Raw genomic sequence first — 13,733 nt, 5'->3', positions numbered from 1 at the left:
AGTACCCGGTCCGTACCAGTACGGTGCCAGGACCCCTTCGAGGGGTCAGTTCCAGTCGTTGTAGGCGCCGTAGCCGCCCGCGTCGGCGAGCTGCTCGGCGACCCCTTCGAGGTCCTCGGGAAGCAGGCCCCAGACGATCAGGTCGGTCCTGATGTCGGTCCAGCCTCCGTGTGTACCGTTCTCGGTCCGGGTGCGCGCTATGCGGGCGTTGCGCAACACTCCCTCGCTGATGCAGCCGAGCTTCTGGGCGACCTGCTGGGAGGCGGTGTTGTCGGCGGCGGTGCGCAGTTCGATGCGCTCGAAGCCCTGGTCGCGGAAGAGCCACTGGGCCAGCGCCAGCATGGACTCGGTGGCGTATCCCTCGCCGCGTGCCCAGGGGGCGGTGATGTACGCGGCCTCGGTGGCGAGGGTGCGCCAGTCGGTGTTGCGCAGGCGGACCGAGCCGACGAGTCGCTGGGTGAGGAATTCGGTGACGGCGAAGACGATGCCGTCGCCCGTGGTGCGCTGTGCGGGTGCGATCCTGCGGACCCAGCGTTCGGCGTCGACCTGGGTGTAGGGGTGAGGAGCCTCGGTCCAGGCGGTGACGAGTTCATCGTTCATCATCTCGATGTACGCGGGGATGTCCGCCATGTCGAAGGGGCGCAGCACCAACCGATCCGTGCTGATGGAGATGTCCGGAAAGGTGGAAGTCATGCGCAGCTCCATGCCGAAGACCGTGTAAAGGCACAGCATGCAGCATCGGGCCGGCATTGTGCATCGGCGGGTCCGTACGACGGAGCCCCGCGCCCCCCTTGGTGGGGTGCGCGGGGCTCGTCGGACAAATTACGTACGGATGTCAGGACTTGGCGGCGGTGCCGAAGGCCGGGATGACTGAGCCCTGGTAGGTGTCCTCGATGAACTTCTTGACCTCGTCGGAGTGGAGGAGCTTCACGAGCTTCTGGACGCGGGCGTCCTTCTCGTTGCCCTTCTTCACCGCGATGATGTTGGCGTACGGGTTGCCGTCGGCCTTCTCCAGCGCCAGGGAGTCCTTGGCGGGCTTGAGCTTGGCCTCGATGGCGTAGTTGCCGTTGATGACGGCGGCGTCCACATCGTTCAGGGCGCGGGGCACGGTTGCGGCCTCCAGCTCCTTGAACTCCAGGCCCTTCTTGTCGGTGATGTCACTCAGCTTGGCGTCGGTACCGACGCCGGACTTGAGGGTGATCAGACCGTTCTCGGCGAGCAGCTGGAGGGCCCGGCCCTCGTTCGTGGTGTCGTTGGGCACCGCGATGGTCTGGCCGGACTTGATGTCACCGATGGCCTTGACCTTCTTGGAGTAGAGGCCGAGGGGCTCCAGGTGGACGGTGCCGACGGAGACGAGGTGGGTGTTGTTCTTCTTGTTGAAGTCGTCGAGGTACGGCGCGTGCTGGAAGAAGTTCGCGTCGACCTGGCCGGTCTCGGTGGCGGTGTTCGGCAGGACGTAGTCCGTGAACTCCTTGACCTCCAGCTTGAGGCCCGCCTTGGCCGCCAGGTTCTTCTTGACGAAGTTCAGGATGTCGGCGTGCGGCGTCGGGGACGCTGCGACGACGAGCGCCTTGGAGGTGTCGGCCTTGGCACCGGTCTCGCTCTTGGAGGCCGGGTCGGACGACGTGCCGCAGGCGGTGAGGCCGAAGGCCAGGGCGGCGGTGGCAGCGGCAGCTGCGGTGATCTTGATGTTCTTACGCACGAAAAGTGCCTCTTTCTGGTGGTGAAGGTGGTGCGCCCGGACAAGGAGTTCGGGCTTGAGTGGAGAGGAAGTCTCAGGTGGTGGTGCGGCCCCGGCGGGCCAGCAGGCGTACGGCTCCGTCGCCGATCAGCTGGATCACGGTCACGATGACGATCAGCAGCGCGACGGTGATGAGCATGAACTGGTTGTCGAAGCGCTGGAATCCGTAGGTCACGGCCTTGGAGCCGAGCCCCTCGCCGCCGACCGCACCGGCCATCGCGGAGTAGCCGATGAGCACGATGACGGTGGTGGTGACGCCGGAGATGAGCGAGGGCAGTGCCTGCGGCAGCAGCACCTTGCGCACGATCGTCGGGATGGATCCGCCCATCGACTGGACGGCCTCGACGAGCCCGTGGTCGACCTCGCGGACGGCTGTCTCGACGAGCCGTGCGAAGAACGGGATGGCGCCGACGGCGAGCGGCACGATCATCGCGGTCGGGCCGATGAAGGTGCCGACGACCCAGGTGGTGAAGGGGATCAGGGCGATCAGCAGGATGATGAACGGCAGCGAGCGGCCGATGTTCACGATCACGCCGATGACCTTGTTCACCGGGGTGTTCTGGAGCAGTCCGCCCTTGTCGGTGAGGACCAGCAGGACGCCGAGCGGCAGCCCCACGAGAACAGTGACGACCGCGGACCAGAGCACCATGTAAAGGGTGTCGATGGTTCCCTGGGTGAGCAGCGGCTGCATTTCGGACCAGGTCACTTCGCCACCTCCTTGGTGAGCGGGGCGGGAGTCTGTACGGGGATGGAGGCGGCGTCGTGCTCCACGACCTCGGCCTGCAGGCCCTGCTCTCGCAGGAAGCCGATCGGGACGACGTTCTCCTCGAAGCGGCCGGGCAGCTCGATGCGCATCCGGCCGATCTGGTTGCCGCCGACGGTGTCCATCGCGGCGCCCAGGATCGAGATGTCGATGTTGTATGTACGGGAGAGCTGGGAGATCACCGGCTGGGTGGCGGCCTCCCCGTGGAACGTGACGTCGACGACCGTGCGATCGGGGCCGGAGGCCGTACCGCCGACGGGGAACAGCTCGTGGGCCAGTTCGGAGCCGGGGGTGGCGAGCAGTTCACCGACGGTGCCCGACTCGACGATGCGCCCCTGCTGCATCAGCGCGGCCGAGTCGCAGATCGTCTTGACGACGTCCATCTCGTGCGTGATGAGCAGAACGGTCAGGCCGAGCTGCTGGTTGAGGTCGCGCAACAGCTGGAGGACGGAGCGGGTGGTCTCGGGGTCGAGGGCGGAGGTCGCCTCGTCGGAGAGCAGCACCTTGGGGTCTCCGGCGAGCGCGCGGGCGATGCCGACGCGCTGCTTCTGCCCGCCCGAGAGCTGGCCGGGGTAGGCCTTGGCCTTGTCGGCGAGGCCGACCAGGTCGAGGAGTTCGAGGGCCTTGCGGGAGCGGTCCTTGCCGAAGACGCCGAGGATCTCCAGCGGGAGTTCGACGTTGTCCTGGACGTTGCGCGAGGCCAGCAGGTTGAAGTGCTGGAAGACCATACCGATGCGGCTGCGCGCCTCGCGCAGCTCCTTGCCGGCCCGGCGGCCCCGGCCGGCGAGGGCGGTGAGGTCCTGGCCGGCCACGGTCACGGTGCCGGAGGTGGGGCGTTCCAGGAGGTTGATGCAGCGGATGAGGGAGGATTTTCCGGCGCCGCTCTGTCCGATGACGCCGTACACCTCGCCCTCGCGGACGTGCAGGTCGACGCCGTCCAGGGCGGTGACCTCGCGGCCGCGCGACTGGTAGACCTTCGTGAGGCCCGAAGTGGTGATCACAGGGGTTTCCGTCACTGTCGAGTGCGCGGCGCGGTGTCCGCCGGGCACGGGGCATTCGTCTGATGAGACTGTTTGGACGTTTCGATCGGACGTTCCAAGCGGGGGTCTCGGCACGGCCGGCTGCGGCGGTGGCCGGAACAGCGGTGCTCGTGCAGGCTCGTTCCGCCGGGTGCGGACGGCTCGGGCTCGGTCTCGCTTCGGGGCGCGAGGCTCAGGCGGGGGCCCTCAGAAGGCGCGCATTCGACACATACAACGAGCACCGGGCGTCGTGATCGCCTCGGTCGCAAGGATGCGGTTGCTCGTCGTGGTCATGGCCCAAGTAAAACAGACGTAACGTTCCGCCCCGTCCGTCTGTCCGAATAGCGGACAGCCGTGGATGGCGGTGCGATCCGGTTCAGCCGGCCGCCGTGATTTCCACGCCCTGGGCTGTGACCTGCACCGATACGGCGGAGAGGTCATCGATGACAACATCCGCGTCCAGCTCGGATCGGTCGTGCGTTGTGGCCAAGGCCACGGTCTTCATGCCTGCCGCCCGTCCGGCCCGCAGTCCGGCGGGGGCGTCCTCGAAGACCACACAGCGGGCCGGGTCTACCCCGAGGCGCTCGGCGGCCAGGAGATAGGGCTCGGGGTCGGGCTTGCCCCGGGTGACGTCCTCGGCGGCGATCATCACGGGGAAGTCGATCCCCACCTCGCGCAGCCGGGCCTCGCCGAGCGGTCGGGTGGCGGAGGTGACGACGGCCCAGCGGTGCGCGGGCAGCGCACCGAGCAGTTCCTTGGTGCCGGGCAGGATCACGACTCCGCCGGGGGCGTCCTCGACCTCCAGCTGTTCTATACGGGCCAGGGCCCCGTCGACCCGGTCCACGGGGAGCAGCTCGGCGATGATCTCGCCTGCCGTCCGGCCGTGCAGTTCGATGCCCCGGAAGTCCTCCGCCGTGATCCCGTACTCCTGGGCCCACCGGGTCCAGCAGCGGTAGACCGACTCGATCGAGGAGAGCAGTGTTCCGTCGTTGTCGAACAGCAGGGCTTCGGCATGGATCTTCATGTGCATCGACACTAGGGCCTTGTCCTCGGGCCATGTCCTCCGGGTACGGGGGCGCACGCAGGGGGCCTTTTGGTCCGTAATACCCTCACCTCATGCTTGACGCCCTGACGGTCGCGGTCGCCGTGACCGCGCTCGCCCTCGCCGCCTGGTGCGGATTCGCCGCATACCGGGACCAGCCGACCAAGGACTGGCACTTCATCGGGATGGCAGTGGTCTCCCTGCTGGCGCTGGCCCAGCTGGTGGTGGGCATCGTGCAGCTGTCCCGGGGCGAACGGCCCGAGCAGGGCATGACGATCTTCATCGCGTATCTGATCGGTGCCTTCCTCGCCGTGCCCGCGGCCGGTTTCCTGTCGCTCACCGAGCGGACCCGATGGGGTTCGGTGACGGTGGCGGCGGGGGCGGTCGTGCTGGCCGTCCTTGAAGTTCGGCTCTACGACATCTGGGGAAACTGACCGTGACCGACACCGATCGCACCCCCGCGGCGGCCACCGGCGAGAAGCAGCCCTTCGACCTCGGCACCGGTCCCGGCCGCGTGCTGGTCTGGTTCTACGGGGTGTTCACCGTCGCGGCGGCCTCCCGCTCGATCGTCCAGATGATCCTGGACTTCGACAAGGCGCCGCTCGCCTATGCGCTGTCGGCCGTCGCCGCCCTCGTGTACGGATTCATCACGTACTCGCTGGTGCGCGGCGGCGAGAAGGCACGCAGGTCGGCGCTGGTGTGCTGCGCCGCCGAGCTCCTGGGTGTGCTGGTCGTGGGGACCTGGACGATGGTGGAGCCCTCGGCGTTCGCGGACGCCACCGTCTGGTCCGACTTCGGTATGGGCTATCTGTTCATCCCGGTGATCCTGCCGATCACCGGGATGATGTGGCTGCGCCGGGCGAGAAACGCGTAGGCGGAGCGAGAATGCGTAACCGGCCCTACGCGCTGGCCACATAGGCGGGGGCGGTCGCGTCCTTCTCCAGCAGGATCATCCGGACCCCGTCCCGGCCGGTCTCGTTGCCCACGAGGGCGTAACCCGCCCGCTGGTAGAGCCGCAGATTGCCCTCGCTGCGATGGCCGGTGTGCAGCCGGAAGCGAGTGGCCGACCGCTCGTCGACGAGTCCCGACTCCGCGGCCCGCAGCAGCCGGGCGCCGAGCCCGTGCCCCTGGAGCCGCGGGTGGACGCAGAGCCTCGCGATCTGACCGGTGCCGTCCTGATCGGTGGATCCACGGACCGAGCCGACGACTTCGTCCCCCAGCCGCGCCACGAACACCAGATTCGTGGCGATCTCCGCGCGCACCGAATCGAGGGTCTGGACGAGCGGGTCGATCCGGTAGTTCCCGTACAGCTCCGCCTCGCTCTGGAAGCAGAGGTACTGAAGTTTCAAGATCTGCTCGGCGTCCTGTGCCGCCGCTGCCGAGATGATCACGCTCATGCCCATGTGCGCATGCCTCCGCCCACCTGATCCACCGGTTGTCTAACGCTCCTTTCCCCGCAGTTCAGGAGCTACAACCTCCGCCGCGAGCATTCTGCGCAGACATCCAAGGCATCGGGAACGGATCGGACCCAAACTCCCCTGTGACATACCCAACTTCCCTGCGATTTCCCGGTAGGTGGGATCACTGGGCGCGAGCATCGCCGCCAGCAGCCGGGCGCACCGGCCGGGCAGCCGTTCCACCGCGGCACGCAGCGCCCGGCGTTCGTCGGCGCCGACGGCGATCCGCTCCGGGCAGCCGGCCGGATCCGCGGAGGTCTCGTCACGGTAAGGGCGTTCGCGCCGGGCGGTACGGCGGGCCCTGCGGGCCTCCGCCCGTACGGCGTCCCGCACCCAGCGCGCCGTGTCCACCGGCGGCCCGTCCTGCGCGAGCCGCTCCAGCAGCCGTAGCCAGACGGCCTGTTCGAGATCGGCGGTTTCGATCGCCGCGCCCGTTGCCGAGGCTGCCGCCTCGGCCGCGGCCTCGGCACTCACCAGTGGATACAGGGAATGGACGACCGCCGCAGGGCCGACGGCGGTCCCCATGGGGGCAAGATCGATAAGCGTCATGCCCCGGCCGACGCACCTGTGCCGACGGCCGGTTGCCGTAGCCGGCGAGCACCACCCGACCGGGGCACGCCCCGGCCGGGTGCTGACGCCGGTGTCACTTCGCGGTGAAGTCCGCCGCAGCGAGAAGAGCGGTGTCTGGATTGTCGGAGAAGATCCCGTCGATGCCCGTCGCGAAGTAGGCCTGGAACGCGCCGAATGCGTCACCGTACGCGTTGGGGTCCGTGCCGCGTCGGAAGTCGGCAGGGAGGAAGGAGTTCTCGTTGCGCATGGTGTACGGGTGGAGGACCAGGCCCTGGGCGTGCGCATCCTTCACCAGGGTGGTCGGTGCGGTGAGCCGGCCCGAGGCGTCCTTGGGAATGATCAGGTCCAGAGTGGGTCCGATGCCCTGTGCGAAGGACGCCATCCACTTCAGGCCCTCGGGCTTCACCAGGTCGGCGACGGTACGCGGATCTCCGGACGTCACGAAGTCCCAGGGGCGCTCGCCCGCGCCGGAGAGCAGTACGACGCGCGGGGTGGCGACGAGTCCGGCCAGCCGCTGGATGCTGCCGGGCTCGAAGGACTGGAGGACGAGCGGCGACTGCTTGCGGTGGCGGTTGTAGCGGCGCAGCAGCTTGGCGAGTGGCTCCTCGAGTCCGAGGCCGAGGCCGCGGAAGTACGTGGGGTGCTTGGTCTCGACGTACAGCCAGACCGGCTTGCCGCGCTTGCGGCCCTCGCGGTCGGCCCACTGGAGCACCTCTTCGAACGTGGGTACCTCCCAGCGGCCGTCGTAGAGCGTGTTCTTCTGACGGGTGCCGGGGATGCGCTCCTTGGCGCGGAGCGTCTTCAGCTCGGCGAGGGTGAAGTCCTCGGTGAACCAGCCGGTGAGAGAGACCCCGTCGACCTTCTTCGTGGTTCTGCGGCTCGCGAACTCGGGGTGGGCGGAGACATCGGTGGTGGCGGTGATGTCGTTCTCGTGACGGCAGACGAGATGGCCGTCCTTGGTCGGCACCAGGTCCTGCTCGATGATGTGCGCGCCCATGTCGAGGGCCAGCTGGTAGGAGCCGAGGGTGTGCTCGGGCCGGTAGCCGCTGGTGCCGCGGTGTCCTATGACGGTGGGCACCGGCAGGTCGAGGCGGAAGCCGTGGCCCCCGCCGTGGCCTCCGGACCGCTCGGAGGCGTTTCCGGCAGCGTTCCCGGCGGCGTCGGCCGGTCCGCCGGCCAGTCCGAGGGCGGCCGTGCCCAGTACGGCGGCCCCCGCTCCCAGCAGGGTTCTGCGGCCGGGACCTGCCTGTGCGCGCTCTGTCATGAATGCTCCTCGCGTGTGATGTCTCGCACCTGTCGGGCGAGGACCGAGCGTATGGAGTCGTACCGTCGTAGGAGCAGCTCCTGGACGAACTTGGCGGAAACACACGTCAACACTGCGTATCCGCTCGATGAACCCGATGTGCGAGGGGCGAGTACCCGCGAGTATCGTCCTCACCTGCATGGACCGTCACGATCCCGCGCCCCGGCCGGCCCGGCCACTACACCGGAGGAACCGTTGTCCCGACACGCACTCATCAAGGCAGTGCTCGGACCGATCTTGCGTCTGATGTTCCGCCCCCAGGTGGAGGGTGTGGAAAACATTCCCGGGGACGGTCCGGTGATCCTCGCGGGCAATCATCTGACGTTCATCGACTCGATGATCATGCCGATCTGCTGCGACCGGCAGGTTTCCTACATCGGCAAGGACGAGTACGTGACGGGCAAGGGGCTCAAGGGCCGGGCGATGGCCTGGTTCTTCACGGGCTGCGGCATGATCCCGGTGGACCGGGACGGCGGCCGCGGCGGTGTCGCGGCGCTGATGACGGGCCGTCGGGTGCTGGAGGAGGGCAAGGCGTTCGCCATCTACCCGGAGGGCACCCGCTCCCCCGACGGCCGCCTCTACCGGGGCCGTACGGGCATCGCCCGGCTGACGCTGATGACGGGTGCGCCGGTGGTGCCGTTCGCGATGATCGGTACGGACAAGCTGCAGCCCGGTGGCACCGGTGTGCCCCGTCCCGGCAAGGTGACGGTCCGTTTCGGCGCTCCGATGGAGTTCTCCCGCTACGAGGGCATGGACCGCGACCGCTATGTGCTGCGGGCGGTGACCGACTCCGTGATGGCCGAGGTGATGCGGCTGTCGGGTCAGGAGTACGTCGACATGTATGCGACGAAGGCCAAGGCCGCGTGAGCTGACGCGCGGCGCATGACATACGGAAGGGCCCGTACCCCAGAAACCGCCGGTTGGTGGGGTACGGGCCCTTCCGTATGTCATGACAACTCGTACGGCCCAAGGCGCGGGCGGCTACTGGTGGACGATGCCGTCCTCCAGCTTCTGACCGCGCAACAGGAACCAGGCGGCGACGGCCGTCGCCAGCAGGACCGTCGCGCCGGCCCCCGCCGCGAGCCGCAGTCCGTCGACGAACGACTCCTGTGCCGCGGAGACCAGCGCGCCCGCCTGCTGCGCCGGAAGGCCGTGGGCCGCTTCGACGGCGCCGCCCAGCGACTCATGGGCCGCTGCGGCGTTGACGGACGGGACGCCCTTCGGGGTGGCGAAGTCCTGGTAGACGCCGGTGACGATGGAGCCGAGCAGGGCGATGCCGAGGGCCGCACCGAGTTCGTACGCCGTCTCGGAGACCGCGCCCGCGGAGCCTGCCTGCTCCTTCGGGACGCTGGAGAGAATCACATCGGAGGTGACGGTGAAGGCGAAGCCCGCACCGACGCCGACGACCAGCAGCACCGCGCCGATCAGCGGATAGGCGGTCTCCTTGTGAATCAGGGTGACCGCGGCGAGCGCCAGGCCGATCGCCCCGAGACCGCCGGACACCACCGACCGCACCGAGTAGCGCCGGGCCGCCAGGCCGGCGATCAGACCCGCGGTGACCGCACCGACGGCCGCGGGCAGTTCGGCGAGCCCGGCCTCCAGCGGCCCGCGTCCCTGTACCAGTTGCAGGAACTGGGAGAGGAAGAAGACGAGCCCGGACAGGCCGAGGATGGTCAGCAGATCGGCGAGGACCGCACCCGAGAAGCCCCGGTGGTGGAAGAGCCGCATGTCCAGCAGGGGCGCGGGGAGCGTGAGTTGTCTGCGTACGAACCAGCAGAGCGCGGCCATGCCGCCGATGCCCGCGACGGCGACCTCCCAGCCCGCGCCGTGCGCGGCCAGCTCCTTGACGGCGTATACGACTCCGATCATGCCGATGAAGGAGAGCGCCACGCTGACGAGGTCCCACGGGCCCGGTGCCGGATTCTTCGACTCGGGGATCATTTTGATGCCGACGACCACGAGAACGGCCATGACCGGCAGGTTGATCAGGAAGACCGAGCCCCACCAGAAGTGCTCCAGGAGGAAGCCGCCGACGACGGGGCCGACGGCCGCACCCGCGGAGGCCATGGCTCCCCAGATACCGATGGCGAGGCTGCGCTCGCGCGGATCGTGGAAGAGGTTGCGGATCAGGGCGAGCGTGGACGGCATCAGGGTGGCACCGGCGACACCGAGCAGCGCCCGCGCCAGGATCATCATCTCGGGCGTGCTCGCGTAGGCGTTGAGTACGGACACCGCGCCGAAGGCGACGGCACCGGTCAGCAGCAGTTTCTTGCGGCCGATGCGGTCACCGAGGCTGCCCATGGAGACGAGGAGCCCGGCGATGACGAAGGAGTAGACGTCGCCGATCCAGAGCAGCTGGGTACCGGACGGCTTGAGGTCCTCGGTGAGGAAGGGGGTGGCGAGGCCGAGGACTGTGGCGTCCACGGCCACAAGCAGCACAGCGAGGACGAGGACGGCCAGGGCGATCCACCGCCCCGGGCTGCGCAGCTCTTGGGAGGTTTCCGCATGCTGTTCGAGACTGCTCATTGCTCCACGCTCCGGCGTGCACCGCCGAGCAGCAACTCGACGATCATGTATTGGAAGTCCTGCCCGGCGACCCGGCCCACCTGGACGGCCCAGGCGCCGCTGGAGACGAGTCCGTAGAGGGCCTCGGTCAGCCAGGCGGGGGTGAGGTCGATGCGGAACTCGCCGCGCTCCTGGCCGCGCCGGAACAGGGCAGAGACCCGGGCGTCGAGCCGGTTCCAGCCTTCGTTCACCTCGTCGCCCTCGAAGAGCTGGTTCTCGGTGACGAGGAAGGAGAGCAGTCCGGCGCTCGGCTCGACGGCCGCGACGAGTCGGCGCAGCGCCTCCTCGCAGCTCCCCTCGTCGAGCGCGGCGGCGTCCAGGGCGGCTTCGAACTCCTGGATTCCCAGGTTCTCCAACGCTTTGACCAGGGCGTCCCGTCCGGCGAAGTGCCGGTGCAGGGTGGCGCGTCCGATGCCTGCGGCTCTGGCGACCTCGTCCATGGTGGCGGTCGATTTACGGGTCAGCAGGGCGGCAGCGCTGCGCAGCACCTGCTCACGGTCGAGAGTCATGAGACAACGATAAACCATATGAGACAAGAATGTCTCATCGGACGCTCTGGCTCCGCGGACGGGAGAGAGGACGATGTCGGCATGAAGCCGCTGCTGCTGATCGACATCGACGGTCCGCTCAATCCGTACGCGGCACTGATGCGCCGCCGGGTCCCGGTCGGCTATGCGCTGCATCTGATGCGGCCGACGGGGTGGGACTACGGGATGCCGCTGCCCGTCCTGCTCAACCCGGAGCACGGCCAGGCGCTGCTGGCCCTCGCCGGCCGTTACGAACTGGTCTGGGCGACGACCTGGAAGGACGAGGCCAACGAGTGGATCGGGCCGCGGCTCGGGCTGCCCCCGCTGCCGTACATCGACTGGCCGTCGATGCTTGGCGGCGCACCGGACGGTACGTACTGGAAGACGCAGTACATCGTGGAGTACGCGGCCGGCCGGCCGTTCGCCTGGGTCGACGACGAGATCGCCGAGCAGGACCGGGAGTGGATCGCGGGACAGGGGGCGACCGAGACGTTGCTGATGTGGATCGACCCGCGGATCGGACTGCGGCCGGCCGATTTCGAGAGGCTGGCCGAGTGGGCGGACGGCCGCCGGGGCGGCGGAACTTGAGCGCGCAGTACGGCCGCCCGCCCAGGGTCAGTCGTTGAGGACGGTCAGATCCAGGTCGGGGAGGCGGGCCGGATCGTTGATCACGGACATCTCGGCGACCTTCCCCCGCGCGATCGTGAAGATCATGACCGAGAACCGCCGGCCCTCGCGCGTGGAGATGACGGCCAGGTTCCCGTCGACCAGTGCCGGCTGCGACGACTGGGCGAACGGCGCGAACATCATCGCCTGACGGGCCACGACCGGGGCGCCCCGCACCAGGGACGGCGCACCGACACCACCGGCGCCGATGTCGGAGCGCGCCACCACGTCCGGGTCGAGCACGGCGACGAGGGCCTCGAAGTCACCGCCGCGGGCGGCGGCCAGGAAGGCGTCGACAACCGCGCGCTTGCGGGTGAGATCGGGATCCGGATCCGGGTCCACCCCCTGCACCCGGCGACGGGCCCGGCTGGCGAGCTGCCGGGCCGCGGCCGGGGTGCGGTCCACGATGCGGGCGACCTCGTCGAAGGGCACGGCGAACATGTCGTGCAGTACGAAGGCGAGCCGCTCGGCGGGGTCGAGCGTTTCGAGGACGACCAGCATCGCGAGACCGACCGAGTCGGCCAACAGGGCCTGCTGCTCGGGATCGGCATCCGGCTGAGTGCCGAACGCCGGTTCGGAGGCGTGTGCCTCGGGTGCCCGTGTGTCGAGGGGATCCTCGCGGCGGGAGCGGCGTGAGCGGAGCATGTCCAGACACACCCGCCCGACGACCGTCGTCAGCCAGCCGCCCAGGTTCTCGATCGCCCGGCTGTCGGAGCGGCTGAGCCGGATCCAGGCTTCCTGGACCGCATCCTCCGCCTCGCTCGCCGAGCCGAGCATCCGGTAGGCCACGGCCTTCAGCTGAGTCCGGTTCTCCTCGAAGCGTTCTGCCAGGAACTCGATTCCGTCCACAGTCACATTCCTCCGTAGTGTTCCGCCAATGCGATGACGAACCGGATCTCGTAGATGTGACAGGTGGATCAGCGCCGCTTCACCGGCGCCGGGCGCGCCCGCTCAGCTCCACGGCAGCCCGGCGCGATGACGCCAGTACGCCTCCGGCTCCTCCACGAGCGCGTCGAGCCCGGCGCGCCGCTCCTCGTCGAGGTCGACAACAGCCGCGTGCAGGTTTCCGGCGAGCTGGTTGACGGTCGCCGCACCGGAGAGCACCACACCGGCCCACGGCTGGTGCAGTACGAGCGCCAGGGCGATCGCGTCACTGCCCAGGCCGGCCTCGGCGGCGATCTCCTGGACAACGGCGGGGGCTTCCGTTCCGGCGAGCCGGCCGTTGGCCATGGCTTCCTTGACGATCACGGTGAGCCCGGCGTCATGGGCCTCGGCGAGCGCCGCTCCGGCCGAGGTCTCCAGGGCGTTGTAGGTGGCCTGGACCGTACGGAAGAGCGGCTCGCCGTCGACCGTGACGGCAAGAGCGGCCCGGATGGCGTCGGCCTGGGCGGGTCCGCTCGTGGACAGGCCGACACCGACCCCCTCCGCGGCGAGTGCGGCAAGCCGTGCGTGCAGATCCTTGTCGGTGAGGGCCGGGCTGTCGGCGGTCACCGAGTGGATCTGGTAGAGGTCGAGGCGTTCACCGAGCAGTGCGTCGGTCTCTGCGCGCTGGCGTTCGAACGTGGCGAGGCTGTGGTCCTTGACCTCGTGTACGTCGGCTTCGACGCTCCAGTCGGCGGTGTAGGTGTAGCCCCACTTGCTGCCGATGACGACATCGCGCACTTCCGGGTGCGCCGTCAGCCACTCGGCGAGGAACTCCTCCGAACGGCCGTAGGAGCGGGCCGCGTCGAAGTAGCGGACGCCCTGGGCATAGGCGGCATCCAGCAGCTCGTGGGTGCGCTCGCGCAGCGCCTCGACACTGCGGTCACCGGGCAGATCACGGTCGCGGTGGAGGTTGATGTAGCCGGGCCTGCCGACCGCTGCCAGGCCGAGGCCGATGTGGGCGGTCGGGGTAGTCGCTGCGGCCGATGGGGCCTCCCCTGGTCGAGCGAAGCCGAGAGCTCGGGGAAGGGCGAAAGGCATCATGGGCTCCTCGTCGATCGGGTGCGCTCCCCGTCAACGTAACCCAGCTCGGGAAAACCGGAAGGCGGGGAGCGTACGGCCGCTCCCCGCCTCGATTCGCCTTCGGCGCTGCCGGTCC

Annotated in this window: 16 protein-coding genes; 4 read left to right on the top strand and 12 right to left on the bottom strand. The window is 68.9% G+C overall.

The window, feature by feature from the left end:
* Positions 1-45: 45 nt before the first annotated feature.
* From OG609_RS33330 to OG609_RS33310, 5 genes are all read right to left on the bottom strand, one after another.
* A complete protein-coding gene (locus OG609_RS33330; protein ID WP_327276228.1) occupies positions 46-732 on the bottom strand; it encodes a GNAT family N-acetyltransferase in 687 nt (228 codons plus the stop codon).
* Between the two features lie 103 nt (positions 733-835).
* Positions 836-1,702, bottom strand: coding sequence for a MetQ/NlpA family ABC transporter substrate-binding protein (locus OG609_RS33325; protein WP_327276227.1), 867 nt, complete (start codon positions 1,700-1,702; stop codon positions 836-838).
* Between the two features lie 73 nt (positions 1,703-1,775).
* Complete coding sequence (locus tag OG609_RS33320; protein WP_327276226.1) at positions 1,776-2,447, bottom strand: methionine ABC transporter permease; 672 nt, start codon at positions 2,445-2,447, stop codon at positions 1,776-1,778.
* Positions 2,444-3,505 (bottom strand): methionine ABC transporter ATP-binding protein, encoded by a 1,062-nt coding sequence (locus OG609_RS33315; RefSeq protein WP_327276225.1) that lies wholly within the window; start codon positions 3,503-3,505, stop codon positions 2,444-2,446. The genes OG609_RS33320 and OG609_RS33315 overlap by 4 nt, the downstream gene beginning before the upstream one ends.
* 394 nt (positions 3,506-3,899) lie before the next feature.
* Positions 3,900-4,547 carry an HAD family hydrolase gene (locus OG609_RS33310; protein WP_327276224.1) on the bottom strand — a complete coding sequence of 216 codons (648 nt, stop codon included), beginning with the start codon at positions 4,545-4,547 and terminating at the stop codon, positions 3,900-3,902.
* Positions 4,548-4,639: 92 nt separating this feature from the next.
* Between OG609_RS33310 and OG609_RS33305 the strand changes: the two genes are divergently transcribed.
* A complete protein-coding gene (locus tag OG609_RS33305) occupies positions 4,640-4,999 on the top strand; it encodes a hypothetical protein (protein WP_072484474.1) in 360 nt (119 codons plus the stop codon).
* A gap of 2 nt (positions 5,000-5,001) precedes the next feature.
* Entirely contained in the window at positions 5,002-5,439 is a 438-nt protein-coding gene (locus tag OG609_RS33300; RefSeq protein WP_327276223.1) for a hypothetical protein, read from the top strand.
* Between the two features lie 25 nt (positions 5,440-5,464).
* Here OG609_RS33300 and OG609_RS33295 read toward each other — a convergent pair whose 3' ends face one another.
* The 3 genes from OG609_RS33295 to OG609_RS33285 all read right to left on the bottom strand — a co-directional run bounded on the left by OG609_RS33295 (position 5,465) and on the right by OG609_RS33285 (position 7,856).
* Entirely contained in the window at positions 5,465-5,968 is a 504-nt protein-coding gene (locus OG609_RS33295; RefSeq protein WP_327276222.1) for a GNAT family N-acetyltransferase, read from the bottom strand.
* A gap of 36 nt (positions 5,969-6,004) precedes the next feature.
* Positions 6,005-6,571, bottom strand: a complete 567-nt coding sequence (locus tag OG609_RS33290; protein WP_327276221.1) for a sigma-70 family RNA polymerase sigma factor — start codon at positions 6,569-6,571, stop codon at positions 6,005-6,007.
* 94 nt (positions 6,572-6,665) lie between these two features.
* Entirely contained in the window at positions 6,666-7,856 is a 1,191-nt protein-coding gene (locus OG609_RS33285) for a glycerophosphodiester phosphodiesterase (protein WP_327276220.1), read from the bottom strand.
* A gap of 234 nt (positions 7,857-8,090) precedes the next feature.
* Between OG609_RS33285 and OG609_RS33280 the strand changes: the two genes are divergently transcribed.
* Positions 8,091-8,762: a lysophospholipid acyltransferase family protein gene (locus OG609_RS33280; RefSeq protein WP_327276219.1), complete on the top strand. Its 672-nt coding sequence runs from the start codon at positions 8,091-8,093 to the stop codon at positions 8,760-8,762.
* A gap of 114 nt (positions 8,763-8,876) precedes the next feature.
* On the opposite strand, the gene OG609_RS33275 is transcribed toward OG609_RS33280, so the two are convergent.
* Both OG609_RS33275 and OG609_RS33270 read right to left on the bottom strand, forming a co-directional pair.
* On the bottom strand, positions 8,877-10,421 hold the full coding sequence (locus tag OG609_RS33275) for an MFS transporter (protein WP_327276218.1): 1,545 nt from the start codon (positions 10,419-10,421) through the stop codon (positions 8,877-8,879).
* Positions 10,418-10,969, bottom strand: a complete 552-nt coding sequence (locus OG609_RS33270; protein WP_327276217.1) for a TetR/AcrR family transcriptional regulator — start codon at positions 10,967-10,969, stop codon at positions 10,418-10,420. Before OG609_RS33270 ends, OG609_RS33275 begins: the two co-directional genes overlap by 4 nt.
* An 81-nt stretch (positions 10,970-11,050) precedes the next feature.
* Here OG609_RS33270 and OG609_RS33265 point away from each other — a divergent pair, with 81 nt between their 5' ends.
* Positions 11,051-11,575 (top strand): hypothetical protein, encoded by a 525-nt coding sequence (locus OG609_RS33265; RefSeq protein WP_327276216.1) that lies wholly within the window; start codon positions 11,051-11,053, stop codon positions 11,573-11,575.
* Positions 11,576-11,602: 27 nt separating this feature from the next.
* On the opposite strand, the gene OG609_RS33260 is transcribed toward OG609_RS33265, so the two are convergent.
* Positions 11,603-12,502, bottom strand: coding sequence for a sigma-70 family RNA polymerase sigma factor (locus OG609_RS33260; RefSeq protein WP_327276214.1), 900 nt, complete (start codon positions 12,500-12,502; stop codon positions 11,603-11,605).
* A gap of 102 nt (positions 12,503-12,604) precedes the next feature.
* Positions 12,605-13,615 carry an aldo/keto reductase gene (locus OG609_RS33255; RefSeq protein ID WP_327276213.1) on the bottom strand — a complete coding sequence of 337 codons (1,011 nt, stop codon included), beginning with the start codon at positions 13,613-13,615 and terminating at the stop codon, positions 12,605-12,607.
* Positions 13,616-13,733 lie beyond the last annotated feature (118 nt).

Origin of the sequence: Streptomyces sp. NBC_01224, from assembly GCF_036002945.1 — a bacterium.
In the GTDB taxonomy this organism is placed as follows: domain Bacteria; phylum Actinomycetota; class Actinomycetes; order Streptomycetales; family Streptomycetaceae; genus Streptomyces.
Note: the sequence above shows the minus strand (reverse complement) of the source record. Positions and strands in the feature narration are given on the sequence as shown.

Excerpts from the sequence above, each read along its gene's own strand:
- OG609_RS33330 (WP_327276228.1), bottom strand. The coding sequence starts at position 732 with ATGCTGTGCCTTTACACGGTCTTCGGCATGGAGCTGCGCATGACTTCC.
- OG609_RS33310 (WP_327276224.1), bottom strand. The coding sequence starts at position 4,547 with ATGAAGATCCATGCCGAAGCCCTGCTGTTCGACAACGACGGAACACTG.
- OG609_RS33305 (WP_072484474.1), top strand. The coding sequence starts at position 4,640 with ATGCTTGACGCCCTGACGGTCGCGGTCGCCGTGACCGCGCTCGCCCTC.
- OG609_RS33295 (WP_327276222.1), bottom strand. The coding sequence starts at position 5,968 with ATGGGCATGAGCGTGATCATCTCGGCAGCGGCGGCACAGGACGCCGAG.
- OG609_RS33290 (WP_327276221.1), bottom strand. The coding sequence starts at position 6,571 with ATGACGCTTATCGATCTTGCCCCCATGGGGACCGCCGTCGGCCCTGCG.
- OG609_RS33285 (WP_327276220.1), bottom strand. The coding sequence starts at position 7,856 with ATGACAGAGCGCGCACAGGCAGGTCCCGGCCGCAGAACCCTGCTGGGA.
- OG609_RS33275 (WP_327276218.1), bottom strand. The coding sequence starts at position 10,421 with ATGAGCAGTCTCGAACAGCATGCGGAAACCTCCCAAGAGCTGCGCAGC.
- OG609_RS33270 (WP_327276217.1), bottom strand. The coding sequence starts at position 10,969 with ATGACTCTCGACCGTGAGCAGGTGCTGCGCAGCGCTGCCGCCCTGCTG.
- OG609_RS33265 (WP_327276216.1), top strand. The coding sequence starts at position 11,051 with ATGAAGCCGCTGCTGCTGATCGACATCGACGGTCCGCTCAATCCGTAC.
- OG609_RS33255 (WP_327276213.1), bottom strand. The coding sequence starts at position 13,615 with ATGCCTTTCGCCCTTCCCCGAGCTCTCGGCTTCGCTCGACCAGGGGAG.